Genomic DNA, 17,759 nt, shown 5'->3' with positions numbered 1-17,759 from the left:
TTGTTTCCATTTGAAAACCAAAGGTTGCCTATTACCACGTTTATCCAGCGAAAAAGCCACCCTAGACTGAGCCCTCACTTATCACTGGAGGAACAGCACCATGAAAATCCTATTGATTGGCGCGAGTGGCACCGTCGGCTCGGCAGTCAAGGCCGAACTGGCTCAGCGTCATGAGGTGATCAGCATTGGCCGCACCAGCGGCGACTTCCAAGTGGATATCAGCGACAGCGCGTCAATCCGCAGGTTGTTTGAGCAAACCGGTAAATTCGACGCCCTCATCTGCGCGGCCGGTAGCGTGAATTTCGTGGCGCTGGGTGATATGAGCGAAAACGACTTTGAACTTGGCCTGCGTGACAAGCTGATGGGCCAGGTAAACCTGCTGCTGATCGGCCGCGAGTATGCTAACGACGGCGCCTCGTTCACCTTCACCAGTGGCATTCTCAACCGTGATCCGATTCGGACTGGCGCTTCTGCGGCGCTGGTCAATGGTGCACTCGATGCGTTTGTCAAAGCGGCAGCGATCGAATTGCCACGAGGCCTGCGCATCAACTCCGTGAGCCCCACAGTGCTGGAAGAGGCCATGGGCAGCTACGCACCTTACTTCCGAGGCTATAAGCCGGCTCCGGGCGCTGACGTGGCCTTGGCCTACGCTAAAAGCGTAGAAGGCCTACAGACCGGCCAGACATTTATGGTTGGCTGAATGTAAGGGTTGTAAGAATTACCTGAAGCGGGACAGCGGGGTTGTGATGCACCGCCAGCCTGCGTAACGTGGCGGCACTTGCCTGGAGACCCCGATAATGCGTGCCGCCCGTACCTTTGCTTTGTGTGCTTTGCTTCCCTTTCTAACCGCGTGTCAGGTCTTCGAGAGCGAGCCGGCCAAGCCGTCTACGGTTGGGCTGACCCGCATGCAGGGCCAACTCACAGCCGTAGGCGACAAACTGTTGTTCCAAGCGTGCCACGACCAACGTAACTACGTGGTCAAGGACACCGGCGGCACCAGCATCCTGCAGGAAGCCGCCTCCCTGGCCGGCCAGCAAGGTGCGCTGTTTGCCGACCTGCGCGGTAAGTTTTCGGGCGTCGCCACCGGCACTCAGGGCGAAGTGGAGTTGCAACAGCTCTACCGTGTCGAACGGTCGACCTCGGCCTGCGACGACCCCGATTTCAAACGCATGATCTTGCGCGCCAACGGCCACAAGCCGGCCTGGGCGATGAACGTCACCGCCAAGGGCATGGTGCTGGAACGTGAAGGCCAGCCGCCTTTGGCCGTACCTTATGTAGAAGAGCAGATCGGCGACGGCCGCTTTAACCTGATGACCGAAGCCAACAACCAGCACATCGAGCTGTGGGTGGCTCCGCAACGTTGTGTGGATAGCGTCAGCGGCAGCCTGCAACACATGACCGCCGAATTGCGGATCAACGGTCAAGTCCAGCGTGGCTGCGCGGCTTTCGGTGGTTCGCGGGACGATTGATAGTGTCCTGCGCTTTTTAGCATGACGGGACACCACCGTTGGGGCTTATAATCGCCGGTTTGCAAAACCGCCGGCCTTACCGAATGCCGCACACCGGATCCCGTCATGTTACGAATCACCGAACTCAAGCTGCCCATCGACCATCCCGAAGAAGACCTGCGGCCTGCCATCCTGGCGCGCCTGGGCATCGCCAGTGATGACCTGCTCGATTTCACCCTCTTCAAACGCAGCTACGACGCCCGTAAAAAATCGTCGGAGCTGTGCTTCATCTACACCATCGACTTGGATGTGAAGGGTGAAGCCGCCCTTCTGCTCAAGTTTGCCGATGACCGCAACGTCAACCCGGCGCCGGATGTCAGCTACAAAGTAGTCGGCCAAGCGCCCGAAGGCCTGGCTGAACGGCCGATCGTAGTCGGTTTTGGCCCGTGCGGGATCTTCGCCGGGCTGCTGCTGGCACAGATGGGTTTCAAGCCGATCATCCTCGAACGCGGCAAGGAAGTGCGCCAGCGCACCAAAGACACCTGGGGCCTGTGGCGCAAAAGCGTACTGAACCCCGAGTCCAACGTGCAGTTTGGTGAAGGCGGCGCCGGCACCTTCTCCGACGGCAAGCTTTACAGCCAGATCAAAGACCCGAAATTCCACGGCCGTAAAGTACTCCACGAGTTTGTCAAAGCCGGCGCGCCGGAAGAAATCCTCTACGTCAGTAAACCGCACATCGGTACCTTCCGCCTGACCGGCGTGGTGGAACACATGCGCGAGCAGATCATCGCCCTGGGCGGTGAGGTGCGTTTCGAGCAACGCGTGACTGACGTGCTGATTGAAGACGGCCAACTGAACGGCGTGGTGGTGGATGGCGGCGAGCAGATCCTGTCCAGGCACGTGATTCTGGCACTGGGCCACAGCGCCCGAGATACCTTCCGCATGCTTCACGGTCGTGGCGTATACATGGAGGCCAAGCCGTTTTCGGTGGGCTTCCGCATTGAACACCCTCAATCGCTGATCGATGCCGCGCGCCTGGGTAAATACGCCGGGCATCCGAAGCTGGGCGCCGCCGACTACAAACTGGTGCACCACGCGAAGAATGGTCGCTCGGTCTACAGCTTCTGCATGTGCCCTGGCGGCACCGTGGTGGCGGCCACCTCCGAGCCGAACCGCGTTGTGACCAACGGCATGAGCCAGTACTCACGTAACGAGCGCAATGCCAACTCCGGCATCGTGGTCGGCATCACGCCGGAAGTGGACTACCCCGGTGGCCCGCTGGCGGGTATCGAGTTGCAGGAACGCCTGGAGTCCCACGCCTACATTCTCGGTGGCAGCAACTACGAAGCCCCGGCACAACTGGTGGGTGATTTCATCGCCGGCAAGCCGTCCACTGCCCTCGGCAGTGTGGAACCGTCCTACAAGCCTGGCGTGGCCCTGGGCGACCTGGCGTTGGCGCTGCCGGACTTCGCCATCGAAGCCATCCGCGAAGCGCTGCCAGCGTTCGAGAAGCAAATCAAAGGCTACTCGCTGCACGATGCGGTACTGACCGGTATCGAAACGCGCACTTCGTCGCCGCTGCGGATAACCCGTGACGAATCGATGCAGAGCCTGAACGTGAAAGGGCTGTTTCCGGCCGGTGAAGGCGCCGGTTATGCCGGTGGGATTTTGTCGGCGGGTGTTGATGGGATTCGAATTGCCGAGGCGTTGGCGCGAGATATGTTGGGCATCGAGGCCTGAGCACATCCGTGTTCACAAGTGGGAGGGGGCTTGCTCCCGATAGCAGTGGATCAGTCAGGACACATGTGACTGGTCCACATTCATCGGGAGCAGGCTCCCTCCCACACGGTTTTTGCGTGATTTCAGATGTTAGCGCGCAGGATGCAATCCGGTAGCGGCTCGCCCCGCTCCACACTGGCCGCAACGGCCGCGATCAGCCCTTGCAACTCGTACCCCTGCCCCGCCAACCACACCGGGTTGTAATAGGTTGTGGCGTATCGCTCGCCACCATCGCACAAGATCGCCACGATAGAACCCGACTCCCCCGCAGCCTTCATCTGCTGCGCTGCCACCAACGCGCCAACCAGGTTGGTCCCGCTGGAACCGCCCACTCGCCGCCCCAATCGCTCTGCCAAGTAATGCATGGCTGCCAGTGACAGCGCATCCGGGACCTTGACCATTGCGTCGATCACCTTCGGCAAAAACGACGCCTCGACCCGTGGCCGGCCAATGCCTTCGATACGCGAACCGCAGTCCAGGCGCAGGCTGGCGTCACCCGTCTGGTAATAGTCAAAAAACACCGATCGCTCAGCATCGGCGCATAGCACGCGGGTGGCGTGCTGGCGATACCGCACGTAGCGACCCAATGTCGCCGTGGTGCCGCCGGTGCCGGGGCTGGAAATCAGCCAGCTCGGCTCGGGATGCTGCTCGAAACGCATCTGTTGGAAGATCGACTCGGCGATGTTGTTGTTCGCGCGCCAGTCGGTAGCGCGCTCGGCGTAGGTGAACTGGTCCATGAAGTGACCGCCACTTTCCCGCGCCAAGCGCTCGGATTCTGCATAGATCTGTGTGGGATCTTTTACCAGATGGCTCTTACCGCCATAGAAGGCAATCTGCGCGATTTTTTCCTGGGAAGTGGTGGCCGGCATCACCGCGATAAACGGCAGGCCGAGCAGCCGAGCAAAGTAGGCTTCGGAGATCGCCGTGGAGCCGCTGGAGGCTTCAATCACTGGTGCTCCGGGCTTGAGCCAACCATTGCACAGCGCATACAGAAACAGCGAGCGGGCCAGCCGGTGTTTGAGGCTGCCGGTGGGATGGCTCGACTCGTCCTTGAAGTACAACTCGATACCCGGCAAACCTGGCAGCGGCAAGGGGATCAGGTGGGTGTCAGCGCTGCGCTGGAAGTCTGCTTCGATGATACGAATGGCTTCGCGAGCCCAGGGACGATGGTCACTCATGGTCGGTTTCTCTAAGAATTTCCAGGTCAATATTAGGATCTTTCCTACACTCGACACAGATACAGTAACGTCTCAATTGGACACACAATTTCAAGCCCCTGACGCAACGCTGAACCTGCCCCTTGCTTATAACAAATAAGAATATAACTTTTGTTTTAACAACTAACGGTACGGGTTAGGGTACCCGCCTATTGAATCCGGATTGGAGAGCACCCCTTGGCTCTGCGTAGCACTTTCACTCGTTTCTTCCAGCTGGAAGCCGCCAGCGGTCTGTTGTTGATCGCCGCTGCGGCCCTGGCATTGATCATCAATAACTCACCGTTGTCCCACCTGTACGGCGCGTTTCTCGACGTGCCGGTGGTGGCGCAGATTGGCGCGTTGAAAATCGACAAGCCAGCCTTGTTGTGGATCAACGATGGCCTGATGGCTCTGTTCTTCCTGTTGATAGGCCTGGAGGTCAAGCGCGAGTTGCTTGACGGCCATCTGTCCAAACCGTCGCAAGTGGTCCTGCCCGGTGCAGCCGCCATCGGCGGTATGGTGGTGCCGGCGCTGATCTACTGGGCGATCAACAAGGACTACCCCGCCGCCCTCTCCGGTTGGGCAATCCCCATGGCCACCGACATTGCCTTCGCCCTGGGCGTGTTGGCGCTGCTGGGCAAGCGCGTCCCGACGTCCTTGAAACTGTTCCTGATGACCCTGGCGATCATCGATGACCTGGGCGCGATCATCGTGATCGCAGTGTTTTATTCCGCCGATTTGTCCGGTGCAGCCTTGGCTGGCGCGGGCGCCTGTCTGGTGGCCTTGATCGCGATGAACCGCCTCGGAGTGATCAAGCTCTGGGCCTATCTGATCGTCGGCCTGATCCTGTGGGTATGCGTGCTCAAGAGTGGCGTGCACGCCACACTGGCCGGCGTGACGCTGGCGTTCTGCATCCCGATGCGCACTAAGAACGCCGAGCCCTCGCCGCTGCTGACCCTCGAACACGCTCTGCACCCGTGGGTGGCGTACGGCATCCTGCCGCTGTTCGCCTTCGCTAACGCTGGCGTTTCCCTCACCGGCGTCAGCCTGGAGAGCTTCACCCACCACGTGCCCATGGGCATTGCCGCCGGCCTGCTGATCGGCAAGACCATCGGTGTGTTCGGCCTCACTTGGCTGGCCATCAAGACGGGTCTCGCCACACTGCCTAACGGCGCCAACTGGGGCCAAGTCTTCGGCGTGGCGATCCTGTGCGGTATCGGCTTCACCATGAGCCTGTTCGTCGGCTCCCTGGCATTCGTGCCGGGCGCCAGCGAATTTGCCGGCGAGGATCGAATGGGGATTCTGACCGGGTCGATATTGGCAGCATGTATTGGATATCTGGTGACGGCGATGGCGAGTCGTAAAAAAGCCTGATCCCCCAGAAACAGCGCCCACAAAAAAACCCCAACCGGTCACCCGGTTGGGGTTTTTCTTTACCTGCTGCTTACCGATTAACGGGTAACGCGACTGGTACCATCGACCGTCATGATGCGCACGCGGTCGCCAATGCGGAAGATTTCGTTCTCCTGCACAGCCTGGACGTAAGCGCGCATGCTGCCATCGTCTTCGCGAACGGTGATTTCCACGCCTTGAGTGCGGGTCAGGCCTTCTTCAGTGGCCGAGCCCAGCAGGCCGCCAGCGACTGCGCCGATCACAGCAGTGACGATGCTGCCACGGCCGCCGCCGATGGCGCTGCCACCAACGCCGCCGATGACTGCGCCGGCAGCGCCGCCGATTGGGGTCTTGGTGCCTTCGATTTTCACCGGACGCAGGGATTCGATGGTACCCATGCGCACGGTCTGTACACGACGCGCTTCATCACGGGAATACGAATCGCCGGTCAAACTTGAGGCGCAGCCACCCAGCAGCAGCGACAGGGTGGTAAAGCAGGCAACCAGTAAAACGGACTTACGCATAGCATCAACTCCAAAGGACAGGTGTTCATTAGACGCTGCGGCTTGGCGCCTGTCACGGCAAGCACCGCAGAAAACTGCTTTCATTCAGCCTGAGTACAGACTGCGTACACCGGAAAACTCGACAAACGGTAGCTCAGTTCGTGTACCAAGAGATGTCACAACGGTTTCATCATTGTAGCCGCGCAGCCGCATGCGACCGAAGTCTCTCCCATAGAGACGTCGGTGCTGCGAACAACATTCAGATGAAGTGACGAAAGGTGACGCTCAGGGCGCCAGGCGCTCGCGGGTCCACTCGCCCCCTTGCAGGCGGTAATTCAAGCGGTCATGCAGGCGGCTGGCACGACCTTGCCAGAACTCAATACGCTCCGGCAGCAGACGATAGCCACCCCAATGCTCGGGGCAGTCGGGCTGGGTATCGCTGAAGCGCTGCTCAGTGGCCGTGAGCAGGTCTTGCAGTTCTTCACGGTCACGAATGACCTGGCTTTGCGGGGAAGCCCAAGCGCCGAGACGGCTGCCCAGAGGACGGACCTGATAATAAGCATCCGACTCCTGAGGCGTGACCTTGACCACCCGCCCTTCGATGCGCACCTGGCGCTCCAGGGTCGGCCAGAAAAACGTCATGGCTGCAAACGGCCGCGCCGCGAGTTGTTCACCCTTCGCGCTCTGATAGTTGGTGAAGAAGGTAAAGCCCTGCGTATCCAAGCCCTTGAGCAGCAGGATGCGGCAGTGCGGGCGACCTTCCTGGTCGACCGTAGCCAGGGTCATGGCATTGGCTTCCACCGGAGGCTGCTCGGTGTTCACCGCATCGGCAAACCACTGGTGGAACAACGCAAACGGCTCGCCCGGGGCCTGGGCCTCGCTCAAACCGTCCCGTGTGTAGTCACGGCGCATATCGGCCAGTGCCTGGGTCATGCGGCTTTATCCTTCTGGTTCAGCAGATCAGTTTTTTGCCTGGTCGTTCGCCGGTGCAGCAGCCTTGGCTTTGGCCGGGGCAGTTTTCTTGGCAGCTGGCTTGGCCGGCGCCTTTTTAGCGGCTGGCTTGGCGGCAGCTTTCTTCGCGGCCGGAGCTTTTTTCGCCGCAGCTTTGGCTGCCGGAGCCGGTGCAGGTACGTTCTGCACGGCAACCATTTCAGCCACAGGCGGCGTCTTGCCCGAGTTGTACTTGCTCAGCAGCGCCAACATAGTTGTACGCTGAGTGAACATAATTTCCATGCGACGGTTCAGCGCACGGCCCTGGGTGCTGTCGTTGGCGGCACGTGGCATCAGGTCACCCATGCCACGCAGCATCAAGCGATCCTGCTTCAAGCCGCTGAGGCTGAAAATCGAAGCGATAGACTGTGCGCGCTCCCTGCTCAGCGCCTGGCTCGCCGGGGCGGTGCCGGTGGCGTCAACGTGACCCAAGACCAGTACGGCGGTCTTGGGATCGGCTTCAACAGCCTTGGCAACACGCGTGAACGGGCCAAGGGTAACCGGCAACAGCATGGCTGGACGTTTTGGGTTGTAGGAGCCATCGACCGGCGCAATCACGACGAGCACGTTGTCGCGACGTTCCAGTTGCAGGTTGCTGTCCTTGATGGCGGCGCGCAGGCGCGGCTCATAGTCGTCCAACCAGGCCTGGGTGATTTTCGGGTCCGGCATCGGCACGTTGGTCACGTCGACCTTGGACAATGGCTTGGGTTTGCTTTCGAACGGCCACCACCAGTGAGTTTCGCTGTCGGTCTTGGCGACGGCTGGTGCGGCGGCAGGGGCAGGAGTGGCGGCCTTGAGGTCGGCTTTCAGGTCTGCGGCCTTGGCATCGGCAGCCTTTTCGTCGGTGCTTTTGGAGGAGAACGGCCACCAGCTGGAGCCGGTGTCAGCCTTGGCTGCCGGAGCAGGCGCAGCGGCTACAGGTGCGGCAGGCTTGGCGCCAGCTGCGGGTTTGGCATCCGGCTTGGCCTCGGTCTGGGTCACGACGTCCTTGGTAGCGGCCTTATCAGATCCAAATGACCACCAATGCCCACCCTCGGCATCATTCTGTGGAGTTTGTGCGCAGCCGGTAATGGTGAGGCAAAGCGCCAGTGCCAAGGACTTGTTCGATAACATGAGATATCCACAAAATGAGAAAAGAAACGGGGGTCTGGATGACCCGTTAAACAGACGCTTACAGAACATTAAAGTTACATCATTTCGTTCAGCGTCTTCTTATAGTTGCCTTTGTAACAAAAAAATGTGAAACAGCAAGGGGTTTACAGACAACCGGCCAATATTCCGACCAACTTCTGTGCACGAGGGTCCATAAGTACATAAGGCCCCAATGTATTAGTCACGAAACCAAACGCTACATCGTGTTCGGGGTCGGCAAACCCTACCGATCCGCCTGCACCAGGATGCCCAAAAGCACGCGGGCCAAGGCCGAATGTGGCATTAGGCATCTGCGGTTGATCCAACATGCAGCCCAAGCCAAAGCGAGTTTGTGTCAATAATGTTTTATCCGGCCCGATACTGTGTTCACGGGTCAACTCTTCGAGCATGTCGGCTTCCAACAAACTACCGTCCAACAAACCACTATAAAAACCCGCCAGGCTACGCGCATTACCGTGACCATTAGCCGCGGGCTGCTGCATGCGTCGCCATTCAGGTTTATTAGTACTGGTCAAAATAGACGGTGGATTGGCAAATGCCCGTGTGGTCATGGCGGTAGGTTCACGCATCATTACTTGCAGTAAACGTTGCGCAGCTTCATCGCCCATATTGCCTTTGCTGCGCGCTATATGGGCAACACGATAAAACTCTTCATCCGCCAGGCCCACATGAAAGTCCAGGTCCAACGGCCGTGCAACGCGCGCCACAATGGATTCACCAGGCCCACGCCCATCGGCGCGGCGCAGCAGTTCGCCGACCAGCCAGCCGTAGGTGATCGCCTCGTAGCCATGGCCTTGGCCCGGCGTCCACCAGGGTGCTTCGGCAGCGAGGGTGTCGACCATCAGTTGCCAGTCATACAGGGCCTCGGTGGGCAGCATCTCGCGGATCGCCGGCAAACCCGCCTGATGGCAGAGCAACTGGCGCAGCGTGATGCTTTCCTTACCGGCAGCGGCAAATTCCGGCCAGTACTTGGCAACTGGAGCGTCCAACTGCAACTTACCCTCAGCCACCAATTGCAGGGCCGTGACGGCAGTAAATGTCTTGGTGCAGGAGAAAAGATTGACGATGGTGTCGCTGTGCCAGGCCTCGGCACCGTCCTTGTCAGCGGTGCCGGCCCACAGATCGACCACGGTTTCGCCGCCGATCTGAATGCAAAGCCCGGCGCCACGCTCCTGTGGGTCATCGAACAGCGCGGCAAACGCTTCACGTACCGCTTCGAACTGGAGTTCGTAATGACCCTGAATCTGCACGTAAGCCGCCTCGAAAAACACCATGGAAAGTGGCCGACATTGTTCCAGCCCTTGTAGGTTTTGTGAACCCGTCAGCGATCAATCAATGACCGTTGGCGGAGTGCCCACCGGCATGCCCGGCGCCCTGCCCTGCGCCTTTGCCGTCATGCCCAGACTTACCGCCTTCACCTTCACGGACAGCGCTTGCCGCCTTGGCCTTTTCCGCCTCCTTGCCCAGTTGGTCCACAGCCGCCAGGTTGCTTTTACGCACGCTGTCGACAAAGCCCTGATAAGGCACGTCGGTGATGCCCACCAAGCCGAAGTGGCCGTTTTCACCGTCCAGCAAACGGCCGGTCACGGGTTGGTCCAGGTACTGGAACCAGTGCACACCCACAATCGAAGGTTCGGCCATGGCTTGCTTGAGGAAGTTGGCGTACGCCGCGCCACGGTCCTCTTCCCTGGCCAACTGGGTCACGCCGCCCCAGAACGGGCCACGGTCGGCAGAGCCAAAGTTGAATTCAGTGATCAGCACCGGTTTATCCAACGCGCGCAGCGCAGCGAAGTCGTAACCGTCCTGGGGCTTGAGGGTGTACATGTTGAAGCTCAGCACATCGCAATACTGTGCGCACGAAGCCACAGCCTCGGGCGTGCTCACCGCATAGCGACCACCCAGCAACAACTGGTTCGGCGCGTGCCATTTCAGTGAATCGGAGATGGTCTTGAAATAAGCATCGGCAAAGGTTTTCTGGAAGTATTTAAAGTCGGCCTCGATTTCCGGGTGCTCAGGGTTGGGAATCGGTGGTTCAAAGCCTGGATCTTCCATCAGCTCCCAACCCGCCAATTCGATGCCCCAGGCTTTCGACAAGCCTTCTTCATTGCGGTACTTGTCCCGCAATTGCTTGAGGAAAGCGCGTTTGGCTGGAACGTCGGTGGTCATACGCAACGTGCCGTAGGCCAAGGCGTAGCGGGATTTCGGATCATCACCCGGCCCTGCCCAGGCCAGTTCGTTATCGGCAAAGAAGCCGATCAGCCACGGGTCGTCGCGATGGTCGCGGGCAGCAATCGCAACGGCACGCTCGGTCGCCATGGCGAAGCGTGGGTCAAACGGATCGGGCATGCCGCCCCACCAGTCGGTGCCGGTGCTGATGCTGGCGTAATCGCCGACGATCGACAGCGGCAAGGTATAGGGGACGCGGTCGGCACGGGCCAAAGCCTCGTCGCTCCAGTTGCCCACGGTGTTGAAACCCCAGGCTTGCAGGCGGTCTAGGGTGTGAGTCACCCAGCGTTTCTGGTCGAAGCCTTCGCCACCATAGGCGCGCTGCAGGTTGGCGCCATAGAAATCGTACCAACGCCCGGCGCCAAAACTACGCCCCTCACCCGCACCGTTACCGGTGCGGTTATCGCCGCTGCCGTAATACTTATCCAAGGGCTCACCAGCCTTGGGCAACGCCGCAAACATCCATTCACGACCGGCCACGTAGGTCTGGCTGTTATCCGGGGCCACGGTATTGACGCCCAGGGAGTAGAACGGATGGCCCTCAGGCGTTACCAGATACCAGCGGCCGTCACGCTTCTCCGTGTGGAAAAAGCCGCTGGCATTGAATGCAGGGCCTTTGTTCCAGCCACCAAACCTGTCCAATGCTGACTTATCCCGCGCACCCAACCAGCCTTGAAGCCGGGTTTGCTCTTTGGCCGCGGCGGCCTTGAGCTGCTCGTCGCTGCTGACCTTCTCTGGCCAACGCGCACGGGTGGATTGGCCATAGGTATCCACTAACTCGCTGTAGGCGGCCTTCAATACCGGCTCACTGTCCTGCACACCAAAGCGCTCCAGCAGGATGCTTTGGGCCGCGTTGGGCTTGATCATCGACAACGTCACCGAGACCACCTGGCTGCGGTCGATTTCCCCAGCGCTGCCAGCCAGCAACACACGCTGGCCATCAACAGTAATCGGCATCGGTGGGCCGGCCTTCATGCCCTGACTCAGCGGCGAGTTGGCTTGCAGCGGGATCAGCAGGGTCTGTGCCGGGCCGGCCGGCAGGTCGATTCGACTGACCAACGTCTTGCCGTCACTGCTCTGCACCTTGACGTAAAGGGTCAGCGCCCAGTCCATGGCACTCTGAATACGCAGGCTCATGGCGCTGGACTGCGACCAGTCCCACACCCCCGTCTGCGGGCTAAGCACCAAGCTGGGTTCGGCGGCCGGGTTGAAGGTGATACGGCGCAACACCTCACCTTCGGGGGTTTGCTCGGCGTTGTATTGCGGCAGGCTGGCGTCCTGGGTCGCCACCTTGACCACATCGGCAGGCCGGACGAAGTTGAACAGGGTTTGTTGCCCGGCGGGCGCCGCCATCAAGGGCGCAGCGAACAGCAGGGCAAAAAGGGCGGGCAGCGTGCGAATCATACGAGCAAGGTTCTCCCAAACGGCCGGTGAATGGCCTGATGACATTGATGAGATAGACCACGAAGTGGGCGAATCCGCCCACAGTGGCTTAAGAAATTTCGCGCCGGAACGGCGGTAACGCATTCAGGATAGCTTTGCCGTAGCGCTGGGTGACCAGACGACGGTCCAGCAAGGTAATGGTGCCGCGGTCTTCTTCCGTACGCAGCAACCGTCCGCAGGCCTGCACCAGCTTCAAGGAAGCATCCGGCACCGAGATTTCCATGAACGGGTTACCGCCCCGCGCTTCGATCCATTCGGCCAACGCGGCCTCTACCGGATCATCCGGCACCGAGAACGGGATCTTGGCGATCACCACGTGCTCGCAGTACGCGCCCGGCAAGTCGACACCTTCGGCAAAGCTCGCCAGGCCGAACAATACGCTGGAGTCCCCGCCGTCGACGCGCGCCTTGTGCTTGTTCAGGGTTTCCTGCTTGGACAGGTTGCCCTGGATAAACACCTGCTTGCGCCAGTCGCGGTCGAGGCCGTCGAACACGTCCTGCATCTGCTTGCGCGACGAGAACAGCACCAGCGTGCCCCGAGAGCCTTCGACCAGGCCCGGCAAGTCACGAATGATCGCGGCAGTGTGGGCCGGCGCGTCCCGAGGATCGGCCTTGAGGTCCGGCACCCGTAACACACCGGCGTCGGCGTGATGGAACGGGCTCGGCACCACGGCGGTGACGGCTTTTTTCGGCAGCCCGGCGCGCATGCGGAACCGGTCGAAAGTGCCCAGGGCCGTCAGCGTGGCGGAGGTGACGAGGCAGCCGTAGGCCACGTTCCACAGATTGCGCCGAAGCATTTCGGCGGCGAGGATCGGGCTGGCATTGACCTCAATATCAAACAGCGCGCCGCTTTCCGACAAGGTCAGCCAACGGGCCATGGGCGGGTTGTCTTCGGGGTCTTCGACGGTAAACGCGGTCCACAGCTCCCAGTTACCTTGGGAACGGGACAACAGGCTGCCGAACAGTGGGTACCACTCCTCGGCCTGGTTACTGGCGATGCCGATATTGACCTCGCCATCCATGCCTTCCTTGAGCAAATCCGTGAGACGGGTAAACAGGTCAGTCAGGCGTGAAAAGCCTTTCTTCAGTTCAATGCCCATTTCGCGCATATGCTCGGGGATCATCCCGCCGACAAAGCGGTGACGTGGGCGCTCACGGCCCTCCACATCTTCGCCGGGCTTGAAGTCGGCGACCTGCTCGCAGGCGCTGAACATGAACTGCTGCTGGGTCTTGATCTCCCGCGCCAGCTCCGGCACCTGCTCAATCAGCTTGCCCAAGTCGCCGGGCAGCGGGTGCTGGGCGAGCAATTTGGTGAGGTTCTTCGCGGTGGTTTCCAGCCAGTCGGCGGTGGAACGCAGGCGCGTGTAGTGGGCGAAGTGGCCGATGGCCTTGTCGGGCAGGTGATGGCCTTCGTCGAACACATAGAGCGTGTCGCGAGGGTCCGGCAGGACGGCGCCGCCGCCCAGGGCCAGGTCGGCCAGGACCATGTCGTGGTTGGTGACGATTACGTCGACTTTGCCCATGCCCTCGCGCGCTTTGTAGAAAGCGCATTGGCCGAAGTTCGGGCAATGGCGGTTAGTGCATTGGCTATGGTCGGTGGTCAGGCGTGCCCAGTCGGCGTCTTCAAGGGCGGTGGGCCAGCTGTCGCGGTCGCCGTCCCATTTATTGCCGGCCAGTTTCTCGATCATGCTGGTAAACAGCTTCTGGCTGACTTCATCAACCTCAATCTTGAAGCCTTCTTCTTCGAACAGCGACGCCGTGGCGGTCTGCGCGTGGCCTTCCTGCAGCAGCACGTCGAGCTTGGACAGGCACATGTAGCGGCCACGGCCCTTAGCCAGGGCAAACGTGAAGTTCAGGCCGCTGTTGCGCATCAGGTCGGGCAGGTCTTTGTAGACGATCTGCTCTTGCAGGGCGACGGTAGCGGTGGCGATCACCAGGCGTTTGCCTGCGGCCTTGGCAGTCGGGATCGCAGCGAGGCTGTAGGCAACGGTCTTGCCGGTACCGGTGCCGGCTTCGACGGCCACCACCGCTGGGTCACCTTCGCGGCGACCTTCGTCGTCGGTGTCGATATCCCCGAGGACCTTGGCCACTTCGGCGATCATCAGCCGTTGGCCGTAGCGCGGTTTCAAGCTCTTGGCTTCGAGAAAACGCGAGTAGGCGCCCTGGATCGTGGTTTTGAGTTCAGTGCTGATCATGGATAGTCGGGCGCAAAAAACGCTGGATAAATTTTCAGTGGTTCGGATCGGCCGCTATCATACCCCGCTAATTAATCCCGCGCAGAACGGAGTACCACAATGACCGCGTTTAGCCTCGCTTACACCCTGCATGTATTGGCCGCCCTGGTATGGGTGGGCGGTATGTTTTTCGCCTGGATGATCCTGCGACCCGCCGCCATGGCGGCACTTGAGGGCCCTGCCCGACTCAAGTTGTGGGCAAATGTGTTTCAACGTTTTTTCGTGTGGGTATGGGTGGCGGTGCTGGTTTTGCCGATCAGCGGTGTGGGCCTGCTGCAACTGCGTTTCAGCGGGTTTGAGACTGCACCGCGTTACGTGCAGGTGATGATGGGCTTATATCTGGTGATGACCGCGTTGTTTATCCGCATCCAGGCGTTGAAATTTCCGGAGTTGAAGGCGGCGGTGGCGGCTGAGGATTGGCCGGCGGGCGCGGCTGCGCTGGGGCAGATTCGCAAGTTGGTGGGGGTTAATCTGATTGTTGGGTTGGTGGTGGTCGCGATTGCTTCGGCTCGGCCGATGTTCTGAGACGACCTTTAGCCCGCTATCGGCAGCAAGCCCCCCACACCCGGAATGCATTCCAAGGTGGGAGGGGCTTGAAGTATCAGAGACGCTGAATAGTCACAGTCCCCGCAGGCCCAACCGGCCCCGGTTGTCCTTCCAAACCAGGACGGCCCTTTTCGCCGCCATCGGCGCGATACACCAGGCAGCCTTTGGATTCCCCGCCTTTGCCCGGTTTGCCCGCTGTACCCGCCAGCCCGCCAGCGCCGCCGTCCACCCAGACCTTGATATGTTCAGCCGGGAAGTCCTTAGGCAACTCCACGCGTACCTGCGCACCCGCGCCCCCCGGCAGGCCATCACCGCCATTATCACCATTGAAACCGCGCCCGGCTGAGCCCCATGTGCAACCCGGGTCCACACCATTGGCACCATCAAGCCCGGCATAACCCTGAGCACCGGCGCCGCCACGGGCATCCACCGACAGCTCTTCAGCCGCCAGCGAATTGATGCGCAAGGTCAGGTCTCGACCGGCTTTCGCAGGTTTTTCATGGGTGCCTGGCGCGCCGCGCGAGGTGATCTGGCTGCCATGTTCCAGTTGCGCATGACCCACCTGCAATTGCAGTCCGACAGCGCCGGGGACAATGGCGATACGTGCATCGCGCCCCAAATGCAGCTCATCGACGGTGACCTGGCTGATGGTCGAGGGGATCAGCAAGGTGCCGTAGTCCGCCACTTCCAAGCGTTCCAGCTGCAACACACTGGTGCTGCTGGGCAGGCGCATCAACGAGTTGGTTTCGACACTGACGCTCTGGGCCAGGGCAACGGGGCTGGCCAACAGAGCCAACAGAAAAACCTTACGCATCATGGGGCTCCTGAGTGTTTTCAAATTTTTCTTTGATCGCACAGTAACGACTTCTACAGGCGATTTGCCAGTGAAGGTTCAAAAAACTTGAAAGGGCGGCGATTAAAGAGAGGATCTGTGCCGCGGTACCCCATCCCCGCATTCATTGAGGATGAACATCAAAGTAGGACTTTTCGCCATCACCTGCTCTAGGCCCACACGCTCAGCCGCGCTAGTCTCTACGGTCCTGATGTGAGGATCTCTGATGACCGCTGGTATTTCTGCCCGTACCCCCCAGCAAGCCCTGGCCGCATTGCTCGATCTGCACCAGCCCAAACGCCTGTTGCTGTTGGGTGCCAGCCAGTTCCCGGCGCTGGATGCCTTTAAGGAAGCGCATCCCGACACCCAAGTGTTTGTGGCAACGCCTGGGCCGTTGCCCGCAGAGCTGGCCGCGCTGCGCTTTGACCTGGCATTGGTGGTCGATTGCCTGGAGCACCTGTCAAAACCCCAAGGCCTGACCCTGCTCGGCGGGATTCGCAACCTCAACGCCAGCCGCATTGCGGTGCTGGTGGACCTGGGCGCCTGCGACTGGAAGGACACCGATTTCTTCTCTCTGGCCCTGCAGGCCGGCGAACGCTTCCAGCGCGATGAGCAGGTGCTGACGCTGTTTACCTACGATCTGCTTGACTATAAACAGGTGCCGGACTGGCTCAATGCCCGCTTCTGGGCCAACCCGGAAAATTTCGGTAAGTATTGGTGGTAACCCAATGAGTACATCCATTTGTCCCTGCGGCAGTGGCAACCTGCTGGATGCCTGCTGCGGCCATTATCACGCCGGTCACCCGGCGCCGTGCGCCAGCGCGTTGATGCGCTCGCGCTACAGCGCCTATGTGCTGGGCCTGGTGGACTATCTGGTGGCGACCACATTGCCCGCGCAACAGGCGGGTTTGGATCGCGAATCCATCAGCGCCTGGAGTGCCCAGAGCACCTGGCTCGGCCTTGAGGTGGAAAGCTCGGAGGTGTTCGGCGGCCAGCCGGAACATGCCTTCGTGACCTTTACAGCGCGCTGGCACGACAGCACCGGCGAACATAGCCACCGCGAACAGTCTTCTTTCGTACAGAATGACGGGCACTGGTACTTCATCGATCCGACAGTGGAGGTGAAGGCTGGGCGCAATGACGCGTGCCTCTGCGGCAGCGGGCAAAAATTCAAGAAGTGCTGCTCCAGCTACTTCTAACCACAATAGGACCAACGCCATGCTCCGGATCTACAGCTTGATGCTGGCGTTAATCTTCGGTCTAAGCGGCTGTGCTTCGTGGTTCGAGGACGACGCGCCGCCGCCCCACGTCTCTCTGGTTAAGGTCGAAGTGGTGCGGGCCAAGTTGCTGGAACAGAAATTCAAACTGTACTTTCGCGTAGACAACCGCGACGACGCCGACCTGACCGTGCGCGGCCTGATCTACAAGATCACCCTGGATGATTTTGTGCTGACCGAAGGCGAGTCCAACGAATGGCTCACCGTGCCGCCCCGAAGCCATGCGTTTTTCAAAGTTTCCGTACGCACCAACCTCTGGCCGCAGATACGCAGTGTCGTGCAGTTGTTGAAAAAACCCGACCAACCCGTGCCCTATCGCTTGGAAGGCGAGCTCAAAACCGGATTATTCATCGGTTATGACGTGCAGGTGGCCCACAATGGCGTGATAATCCCCGGCGATTTTATTCCGGAGCGACATCAATGACTCAGCAACCCCATGTCCATGGTCCTGACTGCAACCACGATCACGATCACCATGATCACGACCACGGCCACGATCACGGCCATGTCCACGGCCCGAACTGCGGCCACGCTCATCAAGAGCCAGTGCGCAACGCGTTGAAGGACGTTGGCCGCAACGATCCTTGCCCATGCGGCAGCGAGAAAAAATTCAAGAAGTGCCACGGGGCGTAAGCTCGATACTGTAATAGGCGCCCGGCGACGGTTCGGGCATATGAATGGGCACGGAAGGCCAATCCGCCCAAGTCCTCTTGGGCCGTTCATGAAAATAAGGCTGAGCTCC

17 protein-coding genes are annotated in these 17,759 nt (G+C 60.2%); 9 read left to right on the top strand and 8 right to left on the bottom strand.

The features are described 5' to 3' along the window. Window positions 1-100 precede the first annotated feature (100 nt). The 3 genes from LRO94_RS07360 to LRO94_RS07350 all read left to right on the top strand — a co-directional run bounded on the left by LRO94_RS07360 (window position 101) and on the right by LRO94_RS07350 (window position 3,188). A complete protein-coding gene (locus tag LRO94_RS07360) occupies window positions 101-700 on the top strand; it encodes a short chain dehydrogenase (RefSeq protein ID WP_032891585.1) in 600 nt (199 codons plus the stop codon). A 97-nt stretch (window positions 701-797) separates the two neighbouring features. Then, entirely contained in the window at window positions 798-1,469 is a 672-nt protein-coding gene (locus tag LRO94_RS07355) for a COG3650 family protein (protein WP_032891587.1), read from the top strand. Window positions 1,470-1,574: 105 nt separating this feature from the next. Then, on the top strand, window positions 1,575-3,188 hold the full coding sequence (locus LRO94_RS07350; protein WP_099601288.1) for an NAD(P)/FAD-dependent oxidoreductase: 1,614 nt from the start codon (window positions 1,575-1,577) through the stop codon (window positions 3,186-3,188). A gap of 122 nt (window positions 3,189-3,310) precedes the next feature. Here LRO94_RS07350 and LRO94_RS07345 read toward each other — a convergent pair whose 3' ends face one another. Continuing rightward, complete coding sequence (locus LRO94_RS07345; RefSeq protein ID WP_099601287.1) at window positions 3,311-4,405, bottom strand: PLP-dependent cysteine synthase family protein; 1,095 nt, start codon at window positions 4,403-4,405, stop codon at window positions 3,311-3,313. Window positions 4,406-4,621: 216 nt separating this feature from the next. Here LRO94_RS07345 and nhaA point away from each other — a divergent pair, with 216 nt between their 5' ends. Beyond that, complete coding sequence (nhaA, locus tag LRO94_RS07340; protein ID WP_095184026.1) at window positions 4,622-5,797, top strand: Na+/H+ antiporter NhaA; 1,176 nt, start codon at window positions 4,622-4,624, stop codon at window positions 5,795-5,797. Window positions 5,798-5,874: 77 nt separating this feature from the next. On the opposite strand, the gene LRO94_RS07335 is transcribed toward nhaA, so the two are convergent. The 6 genes from LRO94_RS07335 to dinG form a co-directional block, all read right to left on the bottom strand. Then, window positions 5,875-6,339 carry an outer membrane lipoprotein gene (locus LRO94_RS07335; protein WP_003189251.1) on the bottom strand — a complete coding sequence of 155 codons (465 nt, stop codon included), beginning with the start codon at window positions 6,337-6,339 and terminating at the stop codon, window positions 5,875-5,877. Window positions 6,340-6,603: 264 nt separating this feature from the next. Further along, a complete protein-coding gene (gene pdxH / locus LRO94_RS07330) occupies window positions 6,604-7,251 on the bottom strand; it encodes a pyridoxamine 5'-phosphate oxidase (protein WP_122752593.1) in 648 nt (215 codons plus the stop codon). Window positions 7,252-7,278: 27 nt separating this feature from the next. Beyond that, window positions 7,279-8,421 carry an OmpA family protein gene (locus LRO94_RS07325; protein ID WP_099601286.1) on the bottom strand — a complete coding sequence of 381 codons (1,143 nt, stop codon included), beginning with the start codon at window positions 8,419-8,421 and terminating at the stop codon, window positions 7,279-7,281. Between the two features lie 143 nt (window positions 8,422-8,564). Then, on the bottom strand, window positions 8,565-9,710 hold the full coding sequence (locus tag LRO94_RS07320) for a serine hydrolase domain-containing protein (protein WP_179180091.1): 1,146 nt from the start codon (window positions 9,708-9,710) through the stop codon (window positions 8,565-8,567). Between the two features lie 82 nt (window positions 9,711-9,792). Next, window positions 9,793-12,090 (bottom strand): beta-galactosidase, encoded by a 2,298-nt coding sequence (locus LRO94_RS07315; protein ID WP_179179433.1) that lies wholly within the window; start codon window positions 12,088-12,090, stop codon window positions 9,793-9,795. Window positions 12,091-12,178: 88 nt separating this feature from the next. Next, window positions 12,179-14,323 carry an ATP-dependent DNA helicase DinG gene (dinG, locus tag LRO94_RS07310; protein ID WP_032891598.1) on the bottom strand — a complete coding sequence of 715 codons (2,145 nt, stop codon included), beginning with the start codon at window positions 14,321-14,323 and terminating at the stop codon, window positions 12,179-12,181. 99 nt (window positions 14,324-14,422) lie between these two features. Between dinG and LRO94_RS07305 the strand changes: the two genes are divergently transcribed. Continuing rightward, window positions 14,423-14,887, top strand: a complete 465-nt coding sequence (locus tag LRO94_RS07305; RefSeq protein ID WP_032891599.1) for a CopD family protein — start codon at window positions 14,423-14,425, stop codon at window positions 14,885-14,887. Between the two features lie 76 nt (window positions 14,888-14,963). On the opposite strand, the gene LRO94_RS07300 is transcribed toward LRO94_RS07305, so the two are convergent. Continuing rightward, window positions 14,964-15,722, bottom strand: coding sequence for a hypothetical protein (locus LRO94_RS07300; RefSeq protein WP_032891600.1), 759 nt, complete (start codon window positions 15,720-15,722; stop codon window positions 14,964-14,966). 244 nt (window positions 15,723-15,966) lie between these two features. Between LRO94_RS07300 and LRO94_RS07295 the strand changes: the two genes are divergently transcribed. From LRO94_RS07295 to LRO94_RS07280, 4 genes are read left to right on the top strand one after another with little or no spacing between them, the layout of a single operon-like run. Next, window positions 15,967-16,464: a DUF6231 family protein gene (locus tag LRO94_RS07295; protein ID WP_032891602.1), complete on the top strand. Its 498-nt coding sequence runs from the start codon at window positions 15,967-15,969 to the stop codon at window positions 16,462-16,464. A gap of 4 nt (window positions 16,465-16,468) precedes the next feature. Then, a complete protein-coding gene (locus LRO94_RS07290) occupies window positions 16,469-16,939 on the top strand; it encodes a YchJ family protein (RefSeq protein ID WP_179179434.1) in 471 nt (156 codons plus the stop codon). 19 nt (window positions 16,940-16,958) lie between these two features. Continuing rightward, complete coding sequence (locus LRO94_RS07285; protein ID WP_179179435.1) at window positions 16,959-17,441, top strand: LEA type 2 family protein; 483 nt, start codon at window positions 16,959-16,961, stop codon at window positions 17,439-17,441. Beyond that, window positions 17,438-17,650: an SEC-C metal-binding domain-containing protein gene (locus LRO94_RS07280; RefSeq protein ID WP_099601284.1), complete on the top strand. Its 213-nt coding sequence runs from the start codon at window positions 17,438-17,440 to the stop codon at window positions 17,648-17,650. The genes LRO94_RS07285 and LRO94_RS07280 overlap by 4 nt, the downstream gene beginning before the upstream one ends. Window positions 17,651-17,759: the final 109 nt, after the last annotated feature.

The organism is Pseudomonas sivasensis (genome assembly GCF_021391435.1).
GTDB classification, from domain to species: domain Bacteria; phylum Pseudomonadota; class Gammaproteobacteria; order Pseudomonadales; family Pseudomonadaceae; genus Aquipseudomonas; species Aquipseudomonas sivasensis.
Note: the sequence above shows the minus strand (reverse complement) of the source record. Positions and strands in the feature narration are given on the sequence as shown.

Bases quoted from the DNA above. Each gene is read 5' to 3' on its own strand.
- pdxH (WP_122752593.1), bottom strand. From the start codon at position 7,251: ATGACCCAGGCACTGGCCGATATGCGCCGTGACTACACACGGGACGGT.
- LRO94_RS07325 (WP_099601286.1), bottom strand. From the start codon at position 8,421: ATGTTATCGAACAAGTCCTTGGCACTGGCGCTTTGCCTCACCATTACC.
- LRO94_RS07315 (WP_179179433.1), bottom strand. From the start codon at position 12,090: ATGATTCGCACGCTGCCCGCCCTTTTTGCCCTGCTGTTCGCTGCGCCC.
- LRO94_RS07295 (WP_032891602.1), top strand. From the start codon at position 15,967: ATGACCGCTGGTATTTCTGCCCGTACCCCCCAGCAAGCCCTGGCCGCA.
- LRO94_RS07290 (WP_179179434.1), top strand. From the start codon at position 16,469: ATGAGTACATCCATTTGTCCCTGCGGCAGTGGCAACCTGCTGGATGCC.
- LRO94_RS07360 (WP_032891585.1), top strand. From the start codon at position 101: ATGAAAATCCTATTGATTGGCGCGAGTGGCACCGTCGGCTCGGCAGTC.
- LRO94_RS07335 (WP_003189251.1), bottom strand. From the start codon at position 6,339: ATGCGTAAGTCCGTTTTACTGGTTGCCTGCTTTACCACCCTGTCGCTG.
- LRO94_RS07355 (WP_032891587.1), top strand. From the start codon at position 798: ATGCGTGCCGCCCGTACCTTTGCTTTGTGTGCTTTGCTTCCCTTTCTA.
- LRO94_RS07300 (WP_032891600.1), bottom strand. From the start codon at position 15,722: ATGCGTAAGGTTTTTCTGTTGGCTCTGTTGGCCAGCCCCGTTGCCCTG.
- LRO94_RS07285 (WP_179179435.1), top strand. From the start codon at position 16,959: ATGCTCCGGATCTACAGCTTGATGCTGGCGTTAATCTTCGGTCTAAGC.
- LRO94_RS07305 (WP_032891599.1), top strand. From the start codon at position 14,423: ATGACCGCGTTTAGCCTCGCTTACACCCTGCATGTATTGGCCGCCCTG.
- LRO94_RS07280 (WP_099601284.1), top strand. From the start codon at position 17,438: ATGACTCAGCAACCCCATGTCCATGGTCCTGACTGCAACCACGATCAC.
- dinG (WP_032891598.1), bottom strand. From the start codon at position 14,323: ATGATCAGCACTGAACTCAAAACCACGATCCAGGGCGCCTACTCGCGT.
- LRO94_RS07345 (WP_099601287.1), bottom strand. From the start codon at position 4,405: ATGAGTGACCATCGTCCCTGGGCTCGCGAAGCCATTCGTATCATCGAA.
- LRO94_RS07350 (WP_099601288.1), top strand. From the start codon at position 1,575: ATGTTACGAATCACCGAACTCAAGCTGCCCATCGACCATCCCGAAGAA.